Below are 14120 nucleotides of genomic sequence, written 5' to 3' on the forward strand. Positions count from 1 at the left end.
ATCAAGGTCGGCGAGGAAATCGAGATCGTCGGTATCCGCCCGACGGCCAAGACCACCTGCACCGGCGTGGAAATGTTCCGCAAGCTGCTGGACCAGGGCCAGGCCGGCGACAACGTCGGTATCCTGCTGCGCGGCACGAAGCGCGAAGACGTCGAGCGCGGCCAGGTGCTGTGCAAGCCGGGTTCGGTGAAGCCGCACACGCACTTCACGGCCGAGATCTACGTGCTGAGCAAGGAAGAAGGCGGCCGTCACACGCCGTTCTTCAACAACTACCGTCCGCAGTTCTACTTCCGTACGACGGACGTGACCGGCGCGGTGGAGCTGCCCAAGGACAAGGAAATGGTCATGCCTGGCGACAACGTCAGCATCACCGTGAAGCTGATCGCCCCGATCGCGATGGAAGAAGGCCTGCGCTTCGCCATCCGTGAAGGCGGCCGCACCGTCGGCGCCGGCGTCGTGGCCAAGATCATCGAGTAATCGGGAGCGGACATGTCCAAGCAAAAGATCCGCATCCGACTGAAGGCCTTCGATTACAAGCTGATCGACCAGTCCGCGCTCGAGATCGTTGACACCGCCAAGCGCACCGGCGCCATCGTCAAGGGCCCCGTGCCCCTGCCGACGCGCATGCAACGTTTCGACATCCTGCGTTCGCCGCACGTCAACAAGACCTCGCGCGACCAGTTCGAGATCCGCACGCACCAGCGCCTGATGGACATCGTCGACCCCACCGACAAGACCGTGGACGCGCTGATGAAGCTCGACCTGCCGGCCGGTGTGGACGTCGAGATCAAGCTGCAGTAATCCAGCGTGCCCAGCGCGCTTGCGGGTTTTCCTGCAAACGCGCTAGAATCGCCAGCTTTTGCGCCGAGCCCGAAAGGGTCCGGCGCTCGCGTGCTTCACAAGCCTGTGTGGCACGCATACCGCCCCCGGCCAATCGATGTCGGGTGTTTGAAACAGAGGCCTCCCAATCGTTGGAGGCTGGAGAAGAGCCATGACGACAGCCGCTGCAGGCTATCGCCTCGGTTTGCTGGGCCGCAAGGTCGGCATGATGCGCATCTTCACGGACGATGGCGATGCCATCCCCGTGACGGTGCTCGACGTGTCGAACAACCGCATCGCCCAGGTCAAGACTGAGGCCACCGACGGCTACAACGCCCTCCAGGTGGCGTTCGGTTCGCGCAAGGCATCGCGCGTGACCAAGCCGGAAGCCGGCCACCTCGCGAAGGCGGGTGTGGAAGCCGGTGAGATCCTCCAGGAATTCCGCGTGCCGGCCGATGTGGTCGGCCAGTACGCCGCTGGCGCCACCGTGCCGGTGACCCTGTTTGCCGTGGGCCAGAAGGTCGACGTGCAGGGCACCTCGATCGGTAAGGGCTTCACCGGCACCATCAAGCGCCACAACTTCGGCTCGCAGCGCGCGTCGCACGGTAACAGCCGTTCGCACAATGTGCCGGGTTCGATCTCGATGGCGCAGGATCCGGGCCGCGTGTTCCCGGGCAAGAAGATGTCCGGCCACCTCGGCGACGTGACCGTCACCACCCAGAACCTCGACGTCGTGCGCGTCGACGAAGCCCGCCAGCTGCTGCTGGTGCGTGGCGCCGTTCCGGGTGCCAAGACCGGCTTCGTCACCGTGCGTCCCGCGATCAAGGCCAAGGCGAAGGGAGCCCAGTGATGCAACTCGAGCTCCTGAACGAACAGGGCCAGGCCACCGCCAAGGTGGATGCTCCCGACACCGTGTTCGCGCGTGACTACAACGAAGCCCTGGTGCACCAGGTGGTCGTGGCCTACCAGGCCAACGCCCGCCAGGGTACCCGTGCCCAGCTGACCCGCGCCGAAGTTCACCACTCGACCAAGAAGCCGTTCCGCCAGAAGGGCACCGGCCGCGCTCGCGCCGGTATGACCTCGTCGCCGCTGTGGCGCGGGGGCGGTCGCATCTTCCCGAACAAGCCTGACGAGAACTTCTCGCAGAAGCTGAACAAGAAGATGTACCGCGCCGGCATGGCGTCGATCCTGTCGCAGCTGGCCCGTGACGGCCGTCTGGCCGTGGTGGATTCGATCTCGGTCGAAGCCCCCAAGACCAAGCTGCTGGCTGCCAAGTTCAAGGCCATGGGCCTGGACTCGGTGCTGGTCATCACTGACGCTGTCGATGACAACCTCGCGCTGGCCTCGCGCAACCTGGCCAACGTGCTGGTGGTCGAGCCGCGTTATGCCGATCCCCTGTCGCTGGTCTTCTACAAGAAGGTGCTGGTGACCAAGGCCGCGATCGAGCAGCTCAAGGAGATGTTCGCATGACCGCTCCCAAGTTCGCCGAGGGCCGTCTGGCCCAGGTGCTGATCGCTCCGATCGTGTCCGAAAAGGCCACGAACGTTGCCGAGAAGCACAACCAGGTGCTCTTCAAGGTGCTGCGCGACGCCACCAAGCCCGAGATCAAGGCCGCTGTCGAGCTGCTGTTCAAGGTCGAAGTGGCTGGCGTGACCGTGGCCAACCAAAAGGGCAAGGTCAAGCGCTTCGGTGGCCGCATCGGCCGCCGCGACCACGCCAAGAAGGCGTATGTGTCGCTGAAGCCGGGCCAGGAGCTCAACTTCTCCGGGGAGGCTGCGTAAGTCATGGCCGTCGTCAAAGTCAAGCCCACTTCGCCCGGCCGCCGTGCCGTGGTCAAGGTGGTGCACAAGCACCTGCACAAGGGCGCGCCCGAGGCTTCGCTGCTCGAGCCGCAAAAGCAGAAGTCTGGTCGTAACAACAACGGCCATGTCACGATGCGTCACAAGGGTGGTGGCCACAAGCACCACTACCGCGTCGTCGACTTCAAGCGCAACAAGGACGGCATCCCGGCGAAGGTCGAGCGCATCGAGTACGACCCGAACCGCACCGCCCACATCGCGCTGGTCTGCTACGCCGACGGCGAGCGCCGCTACGTGATCGCCCCGCGCGGTCTCGAAGTGGGCGCCACGCTGCTGAGCGGCGCCGAGGCCCCGATCAAGGCTGGCAATACGCTGCCCATCCGCAACATCCCCGTGGGTTCGACGATCCACTGCGTGGAGATGCTGCCGGGCAAGGGTGCTCAGATCGCCCGTTCGGCTGGCGCCAGCGTCACGCTGATGGCCCGCGAAGGCATCTACGCCCAGGTTCGCCTGCGCTCGGGTGAAGTGCGCAAGATCCACATCGACTGCCGCGCCACCATCGGCGAAGTGTCGAATGAGGAACACAACCTGCGCCAGTACGGCAAGGCCGGTGCCATCCGCTGGAAGGGCATCCGCCCGACCGTGCGAGGCGTCGCGATGAACCCGGTGGACCACCCGCACGGTGGCGGCGAAGGCCGTACCGGCGAGGGTCGTGCCCAGGTGTCGCCGTGGAACACGCTGACCAAGGGCTATCGCACCCGCAACAACAAGCGCACGCAGGGCATGATCGTCTCGCGTCGCAAGAAGTAAGGGGCACTGAACATGACTCGTTCGCTCAAGAAGGGTCCGTTCGTGGACCACCACCTGCTGGCCAAGGCCGAGAAGGCCGTGGCCACCAAGGACAAGAAGCCGATCAAGACCTGGTCGCGTCGCTCGACGATCCTGCCCGATTTCATCGGTCTGACGATCGCCGTGCACAACGGCAAGCAACACGTGCCCGTGTACGTGACCGACCAGATGGTCGGCCACAAGCTCGGCGAGTTCGCCCTGACCCGCACGTTCAAGGGTCACCCGGCGGACAAGAAGGCCAAGAAGTAAGGGAGTCACGACGATGGAAACGAAAGCAGTCGTTCGTGGCGTTCGCCTCTCCGTGGACAAGGGTCGCCTCGTGGCCGACCTGATCCGTGGCAAGAAGGTGGACCAGGCCCTGAACATCCTGACCTTCACGCAGAAGAAGGCCGCCGGCATCGTGAAGAAGGCTCTGGAGTCGGCCATCGCCAACGCCGAGCACAACGACGGTGCCGACATCGACGAACTGAAGGTCAAGACCATCTACGTCGAGCAGGGTGCCACGCTCAAGCGCTTCGCCGCCCGTGCGAAGGGCCGCGGTAACCGCATCAGCAAGCCCACCTGTCACATCTACGTGACGGTCGGCAACTGAAAGGCTGAGGGAAGAACATGGGACAGAAGATCCATCCGACCGGCTTCCGCCTGGCGGTGACCCGTGCCTGGGCTTCGCGCTGGTACGCATCGAACCGCAACTTCGCGGGCATGCTGGCCGAAGACCTCGAGGTGCGTGAGTTCCTCAAGAAGAAGCTCAAGAATGCCGCGGTTTCGCGCATCCTGATCGAGCGCCCCGCCAAGAACGCCCGCATCACCATCTTCTCGGCACGTCCGGGTGTGGTGATCGGCAAGAAGGGCGAGGACATCGAGAACCTGAAGGCCGAACTGACCAAGCGTCTGGGCGTGCCGGTGGCCGTGAACATCGAAGAAATCCGCAAGCCGGAAATCGATGCTCAGCTGATCGCCGACTCGATCACCCAGCAGCTGGAAAAGCGCATCATGTTCCGCCGCGCCATGAAGCGCGCGATGCAGAACGCGATGCGCCTGGGCGCCCAGGGCATCAAGATCATGAGCGCCGGCCGCCTGAACGGCATCGAAATCGCCCGCACCGAGTGGTACCGCGAAGGTCGCGTGCCGCTGCACACGCTGCGCGCCGACATCGACTACGGTTTCTCCGAAGCCAAGACCACTTACGGCGTCATCGGCGTCAAGGTGTGGGTCTACCGTGGCGACAACCTCGGCCGTGGTGACGCGCCGGGCGCCCAGCAGCCCCAGGCCCAGGAAGAAGAGCGCCGTCCGCGCCGCGGTCCGCGTCCGGGTGCCCCGGGTGCTGATCGTCGCGGCCCCCGCAGCGATGCCCGTCCGGCCGACGCCGGTGCAGGCCAGCCCGCCGTCAAGCGCGTCCGCAAGGTCGCGCCCGGTGGCGCCGCCTAAGGAGTTGAGAACATGCTGCAACCAGCACGTCGCAAGTACCGCAAGGAACAGAAGGGCCGCAACACCGGCGTCGCCACCCGTGGCGCCAACGTGTCGTTCGGTGACTTCGGCCTGAAGGCCACCGAGCGCGGCCGCATCACGGCCCGCCAGATCGAAGCCGCCCGTCGTGCCATCTCGCGCCACATCAAGCGCGGTGGCCGTATCTTCATCCGCATCTTCCCCGACAAGCCGATCTCGCAGAAGCCGGCCGAAGTCCGTATGGGCAACGGCAAGGGCAACCCCGAGTACTACGTGGCCGAGATCGTGCCGGGCAAGGTGCTGTACGAGATCAACGGCGTCCCCGAAGCGCTGGCCCGCGAGGCCTTCACGCTGGCCGCTGCCAAGCTGCCGCTGCGCTGCACCTTCGTCGCGCGCCACGTCGGCACGTGATCACGGAGACCACCATGACCAAAGCATCCGATCTCCGCGCGAAGGACGTCGCCGGCCTCGAGAAGGAGGTCACCGACCTCCTGAAGGCCCACTTCGGCCTGCGCATGCAGAAGGGTACCCAACAGCTGAACAACACGTCTCAGCTGGGCAAGACCCGTCGTGACATCGCGCGCGCCAAGACCATCCTGGCCGAGAAGAAGAAGGGAGCCGCCAAGTGAGCGAAGCCCAGAAGAACACGCGCACCCTCATCGGTCGCGTTGTCAGCGACAAGCGCGCCAAGACCGTCACCGTCCTGGTCGAGAGCCGTGTCAAGCACGAGCTCTACGGCAAGATCGTCGGCCAGTCGCGCAAGTACCACGCGCATGACGAGAACGGCGAATACAAGATGGGTGACACCGTCGAGATCGCCGAGAGCCGTCCGCTGAGCAAGACCAAGAACTGGACGGTGACCCGTCTGGTGGCCAAGGCTGGCCTGGTCTAAGCCGTAAACGGTGCGGGGGCTTCGCCTCCGCCCGGAGGCCTGAACGGCCGGAACGCTGGGATACTGGCGCTCCGGCCGTCGTCGTTTGGCGATGGCCTTTCTCATTCCAGGAGACACCGATGATCCAAGTTGGCGACAAGCTGCCTGCCGGCACCCTGTTCGAGTTTGTGGAAGTCGAGGGCGAGGGCTGCTCGATCGGTCCCAACCCGTTTGACATCGCCAAGGCCACGGCCGGCAAGACCATCGCGCTGTTCGCGCTGCCGGGCGCCTTCACGCCCACCTGTTCGGCCAAGCATGTGCCGGGTTACGTGGAGCAGGCCGACGCGCTGCGTGCCGCGGGCGTCGACGAGATCTGGTGCGTCAGCGTCAACGATGCGTTCGTGATGGGTGCCTGGGGCCGCGAGCAGCAGACGGCAGGCAAGGTGCGCATGATGGCCGATGGCAGTGCCGATTTCGCCCGCGCCACCGGTCTCACGCTGGACCTGGCCGCACGCGGCCTGGGCCTGCGCAGCAACCGCTATTCGATGCTGGTCGTCGATGGTGTGGTCAAGACGCTGAACGTCGAGGGCCCCGGCAAGTTCGAGGTGTCGGACGCAGCCACCCTGCTGGCCCAGGCCCGGCAGCTCAAGGGCTGAGCGGTCTCGCGCCAGCCCGAAAGAAGAATTGCAATGGCCGCTTGACACGGCCATTGCTGCGCTGCCATAATCCGCAGCTTCGCCGCTTGGTGTGCCGTGCGTATTCGCGTATCGGGGCCCAGGCGGATCCGCCCAACCAAAGCCTGCGGGTGCTTCTGCAGGTGATGACGGGCCCAAGACTGATCTGCTTGCCGAAGGCGCGCCAAGTGCCAGGGGTTTGCGGATCAAGTTGGGGACACACATGATCCAAATGCAATCGCGACTCGACGTCGCTGACAACACGGGCGCGAAGTCCGTCATGTGCATCAAGGTGCTCGGTGGTTCCAAGCGCCGTTATGCCGGCATCGGCGACATCATCAAGGTGTCGATCAAGGAAGCCGCTCCGCGTGGCCGCGTCAAGAAGGGCGAGGTCTATAGCGCAGTGGTGGTGCGTACCGCCAAGGGTGTGCGCCGCCAGGATGGCTCGCTGATCAAGTTCGACGGCAATGCCGCCGTGCTGCTGAACGGCAAGCTCGAGCCGATCGGCACCCGCATCTTCGGCCCGGTGACGCGTGAACTGCGTACCGAGCGCTTCATGAAGATCGTGTCGCTGGCACCTGAAGTGCTGTAACGCGCGCAGGTCAAAGGACTTCAAGCCATGAACAAGATTCGCAAGGGCGACCAGGTCATCGTGACCACGGGTCGCGACAAGGGCAAGCGCGGCACCGTGACGCTGCGCGTCGACGAGGAAAAGATCGTCGTCGAGGGTGTCAACGTGGTGAAGAAGCACGTCAAGCCCAACCCCATGAAGGGCACGACGGGCGGTGTGGTCGACAAGACCATGCCCATTCACCAATCCAACGTCGCGATCTTCAACCCGGCCACTGGCAAGGGTGATCGCGTGGGCATCAAGGTGCTGGCCGACGGCAAGAAGGTCCGCGTCTTCAAGTCCAGCGGCGAAGAGATCAAGGCGTAACGAGGTTCCTCATGGCTCGTCTGCAACAGTTTTACCGCGAGAAGGTCGTTCCTGACCTGACCGCCAAGTTCGGCTACAAGTCGGTGATGGAAGTCCCGCGCCTGACCAAGATCACGCTCAACATGGGTGTGAGCGAGGCGGTGGCTGACAAGAAGGTCATGGATCACGCCGTTGGCGACCTGACCAAGATCGCCGGCCAGAAGCCGGTGGTGACCAAGAGCCGCAAGGCCATCGCGGGCTTCAAGATCCGCGAGAACCTGCCCATCGGCTGCATGGTGACCCTGCGCGGTGTGCGCATGTTCGAGTTTCTCGACCGCTTCGTCACCATCGCGCTGCCGCGCGTGCGTGACTTCCGCGGCATCTCGGGTCGTTCGTTCGATGGCCGCGGCAACTACAACGTCGGCGTCAAGGAACAGATCATCTTCCCCGAGATCGAGTACGACAAGATCGACGCGCTGCGTGGCCTGAACATCAGCTTCACCACCACCGCCAAGACCGACGAAGAGTGCAAGGCGCTGCTGGCTGCCTTCCGCTTCCCGTTCAAGAACTGAGGTGCTTTGTGGCCAAACTTTCCCTCAAGCAGCGTGAAGAAAAGCGCGAGAAGCTGGTCGCCAAGTACGCGAAGAAGTACGCCGAGCTGAAGGCCATCATCGCCGACAGCAAGAAGTCGGACGAGGAACGTTACCTCGCCCGCCTGGAGCTGCAGAAGCTGCCCCGCAACGCCAACCCGACCCGTCTGCGCAATCGCTGCGAACTGACTGGTCGTCCCAACGGCGTGTTCCGTACGTTCGGCCTGGGCCGCATGAAGATCCGTGAGCTCGCCTTCAAGGGCGACATCCCGGGCGTGACCAAGGCCAGCTGGTAAGCGCGGGCACGAGCAGGAGATATCGCAATGAGCATGAGTGATCCGATCGCCGACATGCTGACGCGCATCCGCAATGCGCAGATGGTGCAGAAGGCTGTCGTCGTGATGCCCTCGTCGAAGCTGAAGGTGGCAATCGCCCAAGTCCTGAAGGACGAGGGCTACATCGACGGTTTCAAGATCAACGCCGACGGTGGCAAGAGCGAGCTGGAAGTGGCGCTGAAGTACTACGCCGGCCGTCCCGTCATCGAGCGCATCGAGCGCGTCAGCCGTCCCGGCCTGCGCATCTACAAGGGCCGCGACGAGATTCCCCAGGTCATGAACGGCCTGGGCGTGGCCATCGTCACCACGCCGAAGGGCGTGATGACCGACCGCAAGGCGCGCCAGTCGGGCGTCGGCGGTGAAGTCCTGTGCTACGTGGCCTGACGGACGAAGGAGAGGCAACAATGTCCCGCGTTGGAAAGATGCCGATCGCCGTCCCGCAGGGTGTGGACGTGCAGATCTCGGCCGATCAAATCACGGTCAAGGGCGCCAACGGCACCCTCAGCCGTTCGGCCAATTCGCTGGTCACCATCGAGAAGGATGGTGCGGTGCTGAAGCTGGCTCCGGCCAATGACAGCGCCGAGGCCAATGCCATGAGCGGCACGATGCGTGCGCTGCTCAACAACATGGTCACGGGTGTCAGCAAGGGCTTCGAGAAGAAGCTGAACCTGGTCGGCGTGGGTTACCGCGCGCAAGCCCAGGGCACCAAGCTGAACCTGCAGATTGGTTTCTCGCATCCGGTGGTCAAGGACATGCCCGCCGGCATCAAGGTCGAGACCCCGAGCCAGACCGAAATCCTGATCAAGGGTGCCGACCGTCAGGTCGTGGGCCAGATCGCCGCCGAAGTGCGCGCTATCCGTCCCCCCGAGCCTTACAAGGGCAAGGGCATCCGCTACGCCGATGAGCGCGTGGTGATCAAGGAAACCAAGAAGAAGTGAGGGTCTGATCATGCTGAACAAGAAGGAACAGCGCCTTCGTCGCGCTCGTCAGACCCGCGCCCGCATCGCCGATCAAGGCGCCGTGCGACTGACCGTTTTCCGCACCAACCTGCACATCTACGCCAGTGTCACCACTGGCGACGGTGCCAAGGTGCTGGCCTCGGCCTCCACGGTCGAGAAGGAAGTGCGCGAGCAGATCGGCAAGGACAAGGGTGGCAACACCGCTGCCGCCGTGCTGGTGGGCAAGCGCATTGCCGAGAAGGCCAAGGCCGCTGGCGTCGAGAAGGTTGCCTTCGATCGCGCTGGTTTTGCTTACCACGGTCGCGTGAAGGCGCTGGCCGAGGCGGCTCGCGAAGCCGGCCTGCAGTTCTGATGCGGCGATAAGGAATCAAGCAAATGGCAAAGTTCACTCCCCGCGCCCAGGCCGAAGGCAACGACGACGGCCTGAAGGAAAAGATGATCGCGGTCAACCGCGTCACCAAGGTCGTCAAGGGCGGCCGCACGCTGAGCTTCGCGGCGCTGACCGTGGTTGGTGACGGCGATGGCCGCATCGGCATGGGCAAGGGCAAGGCCAAGGAAGTGCCGGTGTCAGTGCAGAAGGCCATGGAATCGGCCCGCCGCGGCATGTTCAAGGTGGCCCTGAAGAACGGCACCGTGCACCACAACGTGCGCGGTGAGCACGGCGCTGCCAAGGTGCTGCTGGCCCCCGCGCCGGCTGGTACCGGCATCATCGCCGGCGGCCCGATGCGCGCCGTGTTCGAGGTGATGGGTGTGACCGACATCGTGGCCAAGAGCCTCGGTTCGACCAACCCGTACAACATGGTTCGTGCCACGCTGGACGCCCTGCGCCGCTCGACCACGCCGTCCGAAGTGGCGGCCAAGCGCGGCAAGTCGGTTGAAGACCTCTTCAACTGATTCGACTGCGACGGAGAACTCCATGTCGGACAAGAAAACCCTGAAGGTCAAGCTCGTCAAGAGCCCGATCGGCTGCAAGCAGTCGCACCGTGACACGGTGCGTGGTCTGGGCCTGCGTCGCATGAACAGCGTCAGCGAGCTCGAGGACACGCCCGCGGTGCGCGGCATGATCAACAAGATCGCCTACCTGGTGCAGGTGCTGTAAAGCCCCCGCCGCATCAAGAGGACAATCATGGAACTGAACACCATCAAGCCCGGCGCTGGCTCCAAGAAGCCGCGCCGCCGCGTCGGTCGCGGCATCGGCTCGGGCCTGGGCAAGACCGCAGGCCGTGGCCACAAGGGCCAGAAGTCGCGTGCCGGTGGCTACCACAAGGTGGGCTTCGAAGGCGGCCAGATGCCGCTGCAGCGTCGCCTGCCCAAGCGTGGCTTCAAGTCGCACAACCTGAAGTTCAACGGCGAGATCAGCCTGACGGCGCTCGAACTGCTGGGCCAGGACGAAGTGGATCTGCTGATGCTCAAGGCCGCTGGCCTGGTGGCTGAGCTGGTTCGCAACGTGAAGGTCATCAAGAGCGGCGCCATCACCCGCAAGGTGGTGCTCAAGGGCATCGGCGCAACCGCCGGCGCCAAGGCCGCCATCGAAGCGGCCGGCGGCTCGCTGGCCTGATCGTTCCTGCTGAAGGACCCGCGTTTTGGCAACCTCGGCAAACCAGCTGGCCAAGAGTGGCAAGTTCGGCGACCTGCGTCGCCGACTGGTCTTTCTGGTGCTGGCCCTGGTGGTCTATCGCATCGGCGGCCACATCCCGGTCCCGGGCATCGACCCGAACCAGCTGCAGCAGCTCTTCAAGAGCAACGCCGGCGGCGTGTTGAACCTGTTCAACATGTTCTCCGGCGGCGCGCTGCAGCGCTTTGCCGTCTTCGCGCTGGGCATCACGCCCTACATCTCGGCGTCGATCATCATGCAGCTCATGGGCTACGTGGTGCCGACACTCGAGGCGCTGAAGAAGGAAGGCGAGGCGGGTCGGCGCAAGATCACGCAGTACACCCGCTACGGCACGGTCGGCCTGGCGCTGTTCCAGTCGCTGGGCATCGCGCTGGCGCTGGAAGGTTCTGCTGGTCTGGTGCTGAACCCGGGGTTCGGCTTCCGCATCACCACCGTGGTCAGCCTGACGGCCGGCACGATGTTCCTGATGTGGCTGGGTGAGCAGATCACCGAGCGCGGTCTGGGCAACGGCATCTCGATCCTGATCTTCGGCGGCATCGCCGCGGGTCTGCCGAGTGCGGTGGGCGGTCTGTTCGAGCTGGTGCGTACCGGTGCGATGGGCCCGGTGGCGGCGATCTTCATCATCGCGCTGGTGGTGTTCGTCACCTTCGCCGTGGTGTTCGTCGAGCGGGGTCAGCGCAAGATCCTGGTCAACTACGCCAAGCGCCAGGTTGGCAACAAGGTGTACGGCGGCCAGTCGTCGCACCTGCCCCTGAAGCTGAACATGTCGGGCGTGATCCCGCCGATCTTCGCGTCGTCGATCATCCTGCTGCCGGCCACGGTGGTGGGCTGGTTCGCCACTGGTGACGGCCTGCGCTGGCTGAAGGATCTGTCGTCGGCCTTGTCGCCGGGGCAGCCGATCTATGTGCTGCTGTACGCGGCCATGATCGTGTTCTTCTGCTTCTTCTACACGGCCCTGGTCTTCAACAGCCGCGAAACCGCGGACAACCTGAAGAAGAGCGGCGCCTTCATTCCGGGCATCCGCCCGGGTGAGCAGACGGCGCGCCACATCGACAAGATCCTGGGTCGTCTGACGCTGGCTGGCGCCGTGTACATCACGCTCGTCTGCCTGCTGCCCGAGTTCCTGGTGCTGAAGTACAACGTTCCGTTTTACTTCGGTGGCACCTCGCTGCTGATCATCGTGGTGGTCACGATGGACTTCTGGGCGCAAGTCCAGAGCTACGTGATGAGCCAGCAGTACGAATCCTTGCTGAAGAAGGCCAACTTCAAGGCAAGTTGAATGGCGCGCCAGGGTCTGACCGCCCAGGCGCTGCCCCAGTTGATTTGCGCCTGCGATGCCGAGTGCGGTACAGGCGCCATAGGAGAAGACGATGAAAGTCTCTGCATCGGTCAAGAAGATGTGCCGCAATTGCAAGATCATCCGCCGCAAGGGCGTGGTGCGCGTGATCTGCACCGATCCGCGTCACAAGCAGCGCCAGGGCTGATGAGCCCTCGCCGCTGACGCATCGCGACGAATTGAACCCAAGGACTTAGAACCATGGCTCGTATTGCCGGCATCAACATCCCGCCGCACAAGCACGCCGAAATCGGCCTGACTTCCATCTACGGCATCGGCCGTGCCACCGCCCAGAAGATCTGCGACGCGGTCGGTGTGCCTTACGCCAAGAAGATCAAGGATCTGAACGACGCGGAACTCGAGAAGATCCGTGACGAGATCAACAAGATGACCATCGAGGGCGACCTGCGTCGCGAGACCACGATGAACATCAAGCGGCTGATGGACCTCGGCTGCTATCGCGGCTTCCGCCATCGCCGTGGCCTGCCGATGCGCGGCCAGCGCACGCGCACCAACGCCCGCACCCGCAAGGGTCCGCGCAAGGGTGCCGCCGCGCTCAAGAAGTAAGCCGCCGCACTGAACAGCCCCTGACCGAGATTCGACATGGCCAAAGCACCTGCCAATAACGCGGCCCGCCGCGTGAGCAAGAAGGTCCGCAAGAACGTCGCGGACGGCATCGCTCACGTGCATGCCTCGTTCAACAACACCATCATCACCATCACCGACCGTCAAGGCGGCGCCCTGTCGTGGGCTTCGTCGGGCGGCCAGGGTTTCAAGGGCTCGCGCAAGTCGACCCCCTTCGCGGCCCAGGTGGCTGCCGAAGTGGCCGGCCGCGCCGCTCAGGAACAGGGCATCAAGAACCTGGACGTGCGGATCAAGGGCCCCGGCCCTGGCCGTGAATCGTCGGTTCGCGCGCTGGCCGCGCTGGGCATCCGCATCAACTCGATCAGCGATGTGACGCCCGTGCCGCACAACGGCTGCCGCCCGCAGAAGCGCCGCCGCATCTGATGCCGCGCGCTGGTGCCGGCCGCCTGCGCGGCCGCACTGCTACAATGTAGAGTTTTCCGACAGCCGGCGGGTGCTTTGCACTGGCCGGCGATTTCGTTGGGGGCCGTCGGCACCCCGCAAGCCCACCGTCTGAGCGATCGAACAACACACGCCAGACTCGCGCGACCCAGCCTCGCGTCAGACACATCCCAGAAGGAACATCCGTGGCACGTTACCTCGGCCCCAAGGCCAAACTGTCCCGCCGTGAAGGCACCGACCTTTTCCTGAAGAGCGCCCGCCGCGCCATCAGCGACAAGGCCAAGTTCGAGAGCAAGCCGGGCCAGCATGGCCGCACCTCGGGCCAGCGCACCTCCGACTTCGGTGTGCAGCTGCGCGAGAAGCAGAAGGTCAAGCGCATGTACGGTGTGCTGGAGCGCCAGTTCCGCCGCTACTTCGCCGAGGCCGAGCGCCGCAAGGGCAACACCGGCGCCAACCTGCTGCTGCTGCTGGAATCGCGTCTGGACAACGTCGTCTACCGCATGGGCTTTGGCTCGACCCGCGCCGAAGCGCGCCAGCTGGTGTCGCACCAGGCCATCCTGGTCAACGGCAAGAGCGTGAACATCCCCTCGTACCTGGTCAAGGCCGGTGATGTGGTGTCGGTGCGCGAGAAGGCCAAGAAGCAGCTGCGCATCATCGACGCCGTGAAGCTGGCCGAGTCGATCGGCATGCCGGGCTGGGTGCAGGTTGACGGCGCCAAGCTCGAGGGCGTGTTCAAGAAGACCCCGGACCGCGACGAATTCGGCGCCGAGATCAACGAATCGCTGATCGTCGAGTTGTACTCGCGCTAATGCCATCGGGCCGCGGCGGCGCACGCCTTGGGTGTGCGGCGCGGCAGGCCCTGCTCGCCGCTTCGCGTGCCGGGCA

The 14120-nt window shown here is 64.5% G+C and carries 28 protein-coding genes; all 28 read left to right on the forward strand.

The features are described from left to right. On the forward strand, nucleotides 1–477 hold a 477-nt coding region (locus tag AACH10_RS04650), incomplete at its 5' end, for an EF-Tu C-terminal domain-related protein (RefSeq protein WP_341409207.1). A gap of 12 nt (nucleotides 478–489) precedes the next feature. Beyond that, entirely contained in the window at nucleotides 490–801 is a 312-nt protein-coding gene (gene rpsJ / locus AACH10_RS04655) for a 30S ribosomal protein S10 (protein ID WP_210801696.1), read from the forward strand. 190 nt (nucleotides 802–991) lie between these two features. Continuing rightward, a complete protein-coding gene (gene rplC / locus AACH10_RS04660; protein ID WP_341409208.1) occupies nucleotides 992–1669 on the forward strand; it encodes a 50S ribosomal protein L3 in 678 nt (225 codons plus the stop codon). Further along, the gene (gene rplD / locus AACH10_RS04665; protein ID WP_341409209.1) at nucleotides 1669–2289 is read left to right on the forward strand and encodes a 50S ribosomal protein L4; all 621 of its coding nucleotides are present in this window, start codon (nucleotides 1669–1671) and stop codon (nucleotides 2287–2289) included. Before rplC ends, rplD begins: the two co-directional genes overlap by 1 nt. Beyond that, on the forward strand, nucleotides 2286–2600 hold the full coding sequence (rplW, locus tag AACH10_RS04670; protein ID WP_341409210.1) for a 50S ribosomal protein L23: 315 nt from the start codon (nucleotides 2286–2288) through the stop codon (nucleotides 2598–2600). Before rplD ends, rplW begins: the two co-directional genes overlap by 4 nt. A 3-nt stretch (nucleotides 2601–2603) precedes the next feature. Continuing rightward, on the forward strand, nucleotides 2604–3428 hold the full coding sequence (gene rplB / locus AACH10_RS04675) for a 50S ribosomal protein L2 (protein WP_341409211.1): 825 nt from the start codon (nucleotides 2604–2606) through the stop codon (nucleotides 3426–3428). 12 nt (nucleotides 3429–3440) lie between these two features. Further along, complete coding sequence (gene rpsS / locus AACH10_RS04680) at nucleotides 3441–3716, forward strand: 30S ribosomal protein S19 (protein ID WP_341409212.1); 276 nt, start codon at nucleotides 3441–3443, stop codon at nucleotides 3714–3716. Between the two features lie 13 nt (nucleotides 3717–3729). After that, nucleotides 3730–4059, forward strand: coding sequence for a 50S ribosomal protein L22 (rplV, locus tag AACH10_RS04685; RefSeq protein ID WP_341409213.1), 330 nt, complete (start codon nucleotides 3730–3732; stop codon nucleotides 4057–4059). A gap of 17 nt (nucleotides 4060–4076) precedes the next feature. After that, complete coding sequence (gene rpsC, locus AACH10_RS04690) at nucleotides 4077–4895, forward strand: 30S ribosomal protein S3 (RefSeq protein ID WP_341409214.1); 819 nt, start codon at nucleotides 4077–4079, stop codon at nucleotides 4893–4895. A gap of 12 nt (nucleotides 4896–4907) precedes the next feature. Then, complete coding sequence (gene rplP / locus AACH10_RS04695) at nucleotides 4908–5324, forward strand: 50S ribosomal protein L16 (protein WP_341409215.1); 417 nt, start codon at nucleotides 4908–4910, stop codon at nucleotides 5322–5324. Between the two features lie 14 nt (nucleotides 5325–5338). Next, complete coding sequence (gene rpmC, locus AACH10_RS04700) at nucleotides 5339–5542, forward strand: 50S ribosomal protein L29 (protein WP_341409216.1); 204 nt, start codon at nucleotides 5339–5341, stop codon at nucleotides 5540–5542. Beyond that, nucleotides 5539–5805, forward strand: a complete 267-nt coding sequence (gene rpsQ, locus AACH10_RS04705; RefSeq protein ID WP_341409217.1) for a 30S ribosomal protein S17 — start codon at nucleotides 5539–5541, stop codon at nucleotides 5803–5805. The genes rpmC and rpsQ overlap by 4 nt, the downstream gene beginning before the upstream one ends. A gap of 119 nt (nucleotides 5806–5924) precedes the next feature. Beyond that, complete coding sequence (locus AACH10_RS04710) at nucleotides 5925–6440, forward strand: peroxiredoxin (protein ID WP_341409218.1); 516 nt, start codon at nucleotides 5925–5927, stop codon at nucleotides 6438–6440. A 241-nt stretch (nucleotides 6441–6681) separates the two neighbouring features. Next, nucleotides 6682–7050, forward strand: coding sequence for a 50S ribosomal protein L14 (gene rplN / locus AACH10_RS04715; protein ID WP_341409219.1), 369 nt, complete (start codon nucleotides 6682–6684; stop codon nucleotides 7048–7050). A 27-nt stretch (nucleotides 7051–7077) separates the two neighbouring features. Next, entirely contained in the window at nucleotides 7078–7395 is a 318-nt protein-coding gene (rplX, locus tag AACH10_RS04720) for a 50S ribosomal protein L24 (RefSeq protein WP_341409220.1), read from the forward strand. Between the two features lie 11 nt (nucleotides 7396–7406). Beyond that, nucleotides 7407–7946 (forward strand): 50S ribosomal protein L5, encoded by a 540-nt coding sequence (rplE, locus tag AACH10_RS04725; RefSeq protein WP_341409221.1) that lies wholly within the window; start codon nucleotides 7407–7409, stop codon nucleotides 7944–7946. Between the two features lie 8 nt (nucleotides 7947–7954). Continuing rightward, entirely contained in the window at nucleotides 7955–8260 is a 306-nt protein-coding gene (gene rpsN / locus AACH10_RS04730) for a 30S ribosomal protein S14 (protein ID WP_341409222.1), read from the forward strand. A gap of 27 nt (nucleotides 8261–8287) precedes the next feature. Then, nucleotides 8288–8683 carry a 30S ribosomal protein S8 gene (gene rpsH, locus AACH10_RS04735; RefSeq protein ID WP_341409223.1) on the forward strand — a complete coding sequence of 132 codons (396 nt, stop codon included), beginning with the start codon at nucleotides 8288–8290 and terminating at the stop codon, nucleotides 8681–8683. 20 nt (nucleotides 8684–8703) lie between these two features. Further along, nucleotides 8704–9237, forward strand: coding sequence for a 50S ribosomal protein L6 (gene rplF, locus AACH10_RS04740; RefSeq protein ID WP_341409224.1), 534 nt, complete (start codon nucleotides 8704–8706; stop codon nucleotides 9235–9237). Nucleotides 9238–9247: 10 nt separating this feature from the next. After that, nucleotides 9248–9610 (forward strand): 50S ribosomal protein L18, encoded by a 363-nt coding sequence (rplR, locus tag AACH10_RS04745; RefSeq protein WP_341409225.1) that lies wholly within the window; start codon nucleotides 9248–9250, stop codon nucleotides 9608–9610. Nucleotides 9611–9633: 23 nt separating this feature from the next. Then, on the forward strand, nucleotides 9634–10152 hold the full coding sequence (gene rpsE / locus AACH10_RS04750; protein WP_341409226.1) for a 30S ribosomal protein S5: 519 nt from the start codon (nucleotides 9634–9636) through the stop codon (nucleotides 10150–10152). A gap of 22 nt (nucleotides 10153–10174) precedes the next feature. Beyond that, nucleotides 10175–10357: a 50S ribosomal protein L30 gene (gene rpmD / locus AACH10_RS04755; protein ID WP_260788813.1), complete on the forward strand. Its 183-nt coding sequence runs from the start codon at nucleotides 10175–10177 to the stop codon at nucleotides 10355–10357. Between the two features lie 27 nt (nucleotides 10358–10384). Beyond that, nucleotides 10385–10816: a 50S ribosomal protein L15 gene (rplO, locus tag AACH10_RS04760; protein WP_341409227.1), complete on the forward strand. Its 432-nt coding sequence runs from the start codon at nucleotides 10385–10387 to the stop codon at nucleotides 10814–10816. A 25-nt stretch (nucleotides 10817–10841) separates the two neighbouring features. After that, nucleotides 10842–12152 (forward strand): preprotein translocase subunit SecY, encoded by a 1311-nt coding sequence (gene secY / locus AACH10_RS04765; RefSeq protein WP_341409228.1) that lies wholly within the window; start codon nucleotides 10842–10844, stop codon nucleotides 12150–12152. 91 nt (nucleotides 12153–12243) lie between these two features. Then, nucleotides 12244–12357, forward strand: coding sequence for a 50S ribosomal protein L36 (rpmJ, locus tag AACH10_RS04770; RefSeq protein ID WP_035036301.1), 114 nt, complete (start codon nucleotides 12244–12246; stop codon nucleotides 12355–12357). Between the two features lie 53 nt (nucleotides 12358–12410). Beyond that, on the forward strand, nucleotides 12411–12776 hold the full coding sequence (gene rpsM, locus AACH10_RS04775) for a 30S ribosomal protein S13 (protein WP_341409229.1): 366 nt from the start codon (nucleotides 12411–12413) through the stop codon (nucleotides 12774–12776). A gap of 36 nt (nucleotides 12777–12812) precedes the next feature. Then, nucleotides 12813–13217, forward strand: coding sequence for a 30S ribosomal protein S11 (gene rpsK, locus AACH10_RS04780; protein ID WP_260788810.1), 405 nt, complete (start codon nucleotides 12813–12815; stop codon nucleotides 13215–13217). Nucleotides 13218–13420: 203 nt separating this feature from the next. Continuing rightward, on the forward strand, nucleotides 13421–14044 hold the full coding sequence (gene rpsD, locus AACH10_RS04785) for a 30S ribosomal protein S4 (RefSeq protein ID WP_341409230.1): 624 nt from the start codon (nucleotides 13421–13423) through the stop codon (nucleotides 14042–14044). Nucleotides 14045–14120: the final 76 nt, after the last annotated feature.

Source organism: Pseudaquabacterium inlustre, from assembly GCF_038066595.1.
Taxonomy (GTDB): Bacteria; Pseudomonadota; Gammaproteobacteria; order Burkholderiales; family Burkholderiaceae_C; genus Pseudaquabacterium; species Pseudaquabacterium inlustre.

Coding starts and splice junctions, on each gene's coding strand:
- rpsJ (WP_210801696.1), top strand. CDS start 490: ATGTCCAAGCAAAAGATCCGCATCCGACTGAAGGCCTTCGATTACAAG.
- rplC (WP_341409208.1), top strand. CDS start 992: ATGACGACAGCCGCTGCAGGCTATCGCCTCGGTTTGCTGGGCCGCAAG.
- rplD (WP_341409209.1), top strand. CDS start 1,669: ATGCAACTCGAGCTCCTGAACGAACAGGGCCAGGCCACCGCCAAGGTG.
- rplW (WP_341409210.1), top strand. CDS start 2,286: ATGACCGCTCCCAAGTTCGCCGAGGGCCGTCTGGCCCAGGTGCTGATC.
- rplB (WP_341409211.1), top strand. CDS start 2,604: ATGGCCGTCGTCAAAGTCAAGCCCACTTCGCCCGGCCGCCGTGCCGTG.
- rpsS (WP_341409212.1), top strand. CDS start 3,441: ATGACTCGTTCGCTCAAGAAGGGTCCGTTCGTGGACCACCACCTGCTG.
- rplV (WP_341409213.1), top strand. CDS start 3,730: ATGGAAACGAAAGCAGTCGTTCGTGGCGTTCGCCTCTCCGTGGACAAG.
- rpsC (WP_341409214.1), top strand. CDS start 4,077: ATGGGACAGAAGATCCATCCGACCGGCTTCCGCCTGGCGGTGACCCGT.
- rplP (WP_341409215.1), top strand. CDS start 4,908: ATGCTGCAACCAGCACGTCGCAAGTACCGCAAGGAACAGAAGGGCCGC.
- rpmC (WP_341409216.1), top strand. CDS start 5,339: ATGACCAAAGCATCCGATCTCCGCGCGAAGGACGTCGCCGGCCTCGAG.
- AACH10_RS04710 (WP_341409218.1), top strand. CDS start 5,925: ATGATCCAAGTTGGCGACAAGCTGCCTGCCGGCACCCTGTTCGAGTTT.
- rplN (WP_341409219.1), top strand. CDS start 6,682: ATGATCCAAATGCAATCGCGACTCGACGTCGCTGACAACACGGGCGCG.
- rplX (WP_341409220.1), top strand. CDS start 7,078: ATGAACAAGATTCGCAAGGGCGACCAGGTCATCGTGACCACGGGTCGC.
- rplE (WP_341409221.1), top strand. CDS start 7,407: ATGGCTCGTCTGCAACAGTTTTACCGCGAGAAGGTCGTTCCTGACCTG.
- rpsH (WP_341409223.1), top strand. CDS start 8,288: ATGAGCATGAGTGATCCGATCGCCGACATGCTGACGCGCATCCGCAAT.
- rplF (WP_341409224.1), top strand. CDS start 8,704: ATGTCCCGCGTTGGAAAGATGCCGATCGCCGTCCCGCAGGGTGTGGAC.
- rplR (WP_341409225.1), top strand. CDS start 9,248: ATGCTGAACAAGAAGGAACAGCGCCTTCGTCGCGCTCGTCAGACCCGC.
- rpsE (WP_341409226.1), top strand. CDS start 9,634: ATGGCAAAGTTCACTCCCCGCGCCCAGGCCGAAGGCAACGACGACGGC.
- rpmD (WP_260788813.1), top strand. CDS start 10,175: ATGTCGGACAAGAAAACCCTGAAGGTCAAGCTCGTCAAGAGCCCGATC.
- rplO (WP_341409227.1), top strand. CDS start 10,385: ATGGAACTGAACACCATCAAGCCCGGCGCTGGCTCCAAGAAGCCGCGC.
- rpmJ (WP_035036301.1), top strand. CDS start 12,244: ATGAAAGTCTCTGCATCGGTCAAGAAGATGTGCCGCAATTGCAAGATC.
- rpsM (WP_341409229.1), top strand. CDS start 12,411: ATGGCTCGTATTGCCGGCATCAACATCCCGCCGCACAAGCACGCCGAA.
- rpsK (WP_260788810.1), top strand. CDS start 12,813: ATGGCCAAAGCACCTGCCAATAACGCGGCCCGCCGCGTGAGCAAGAAG.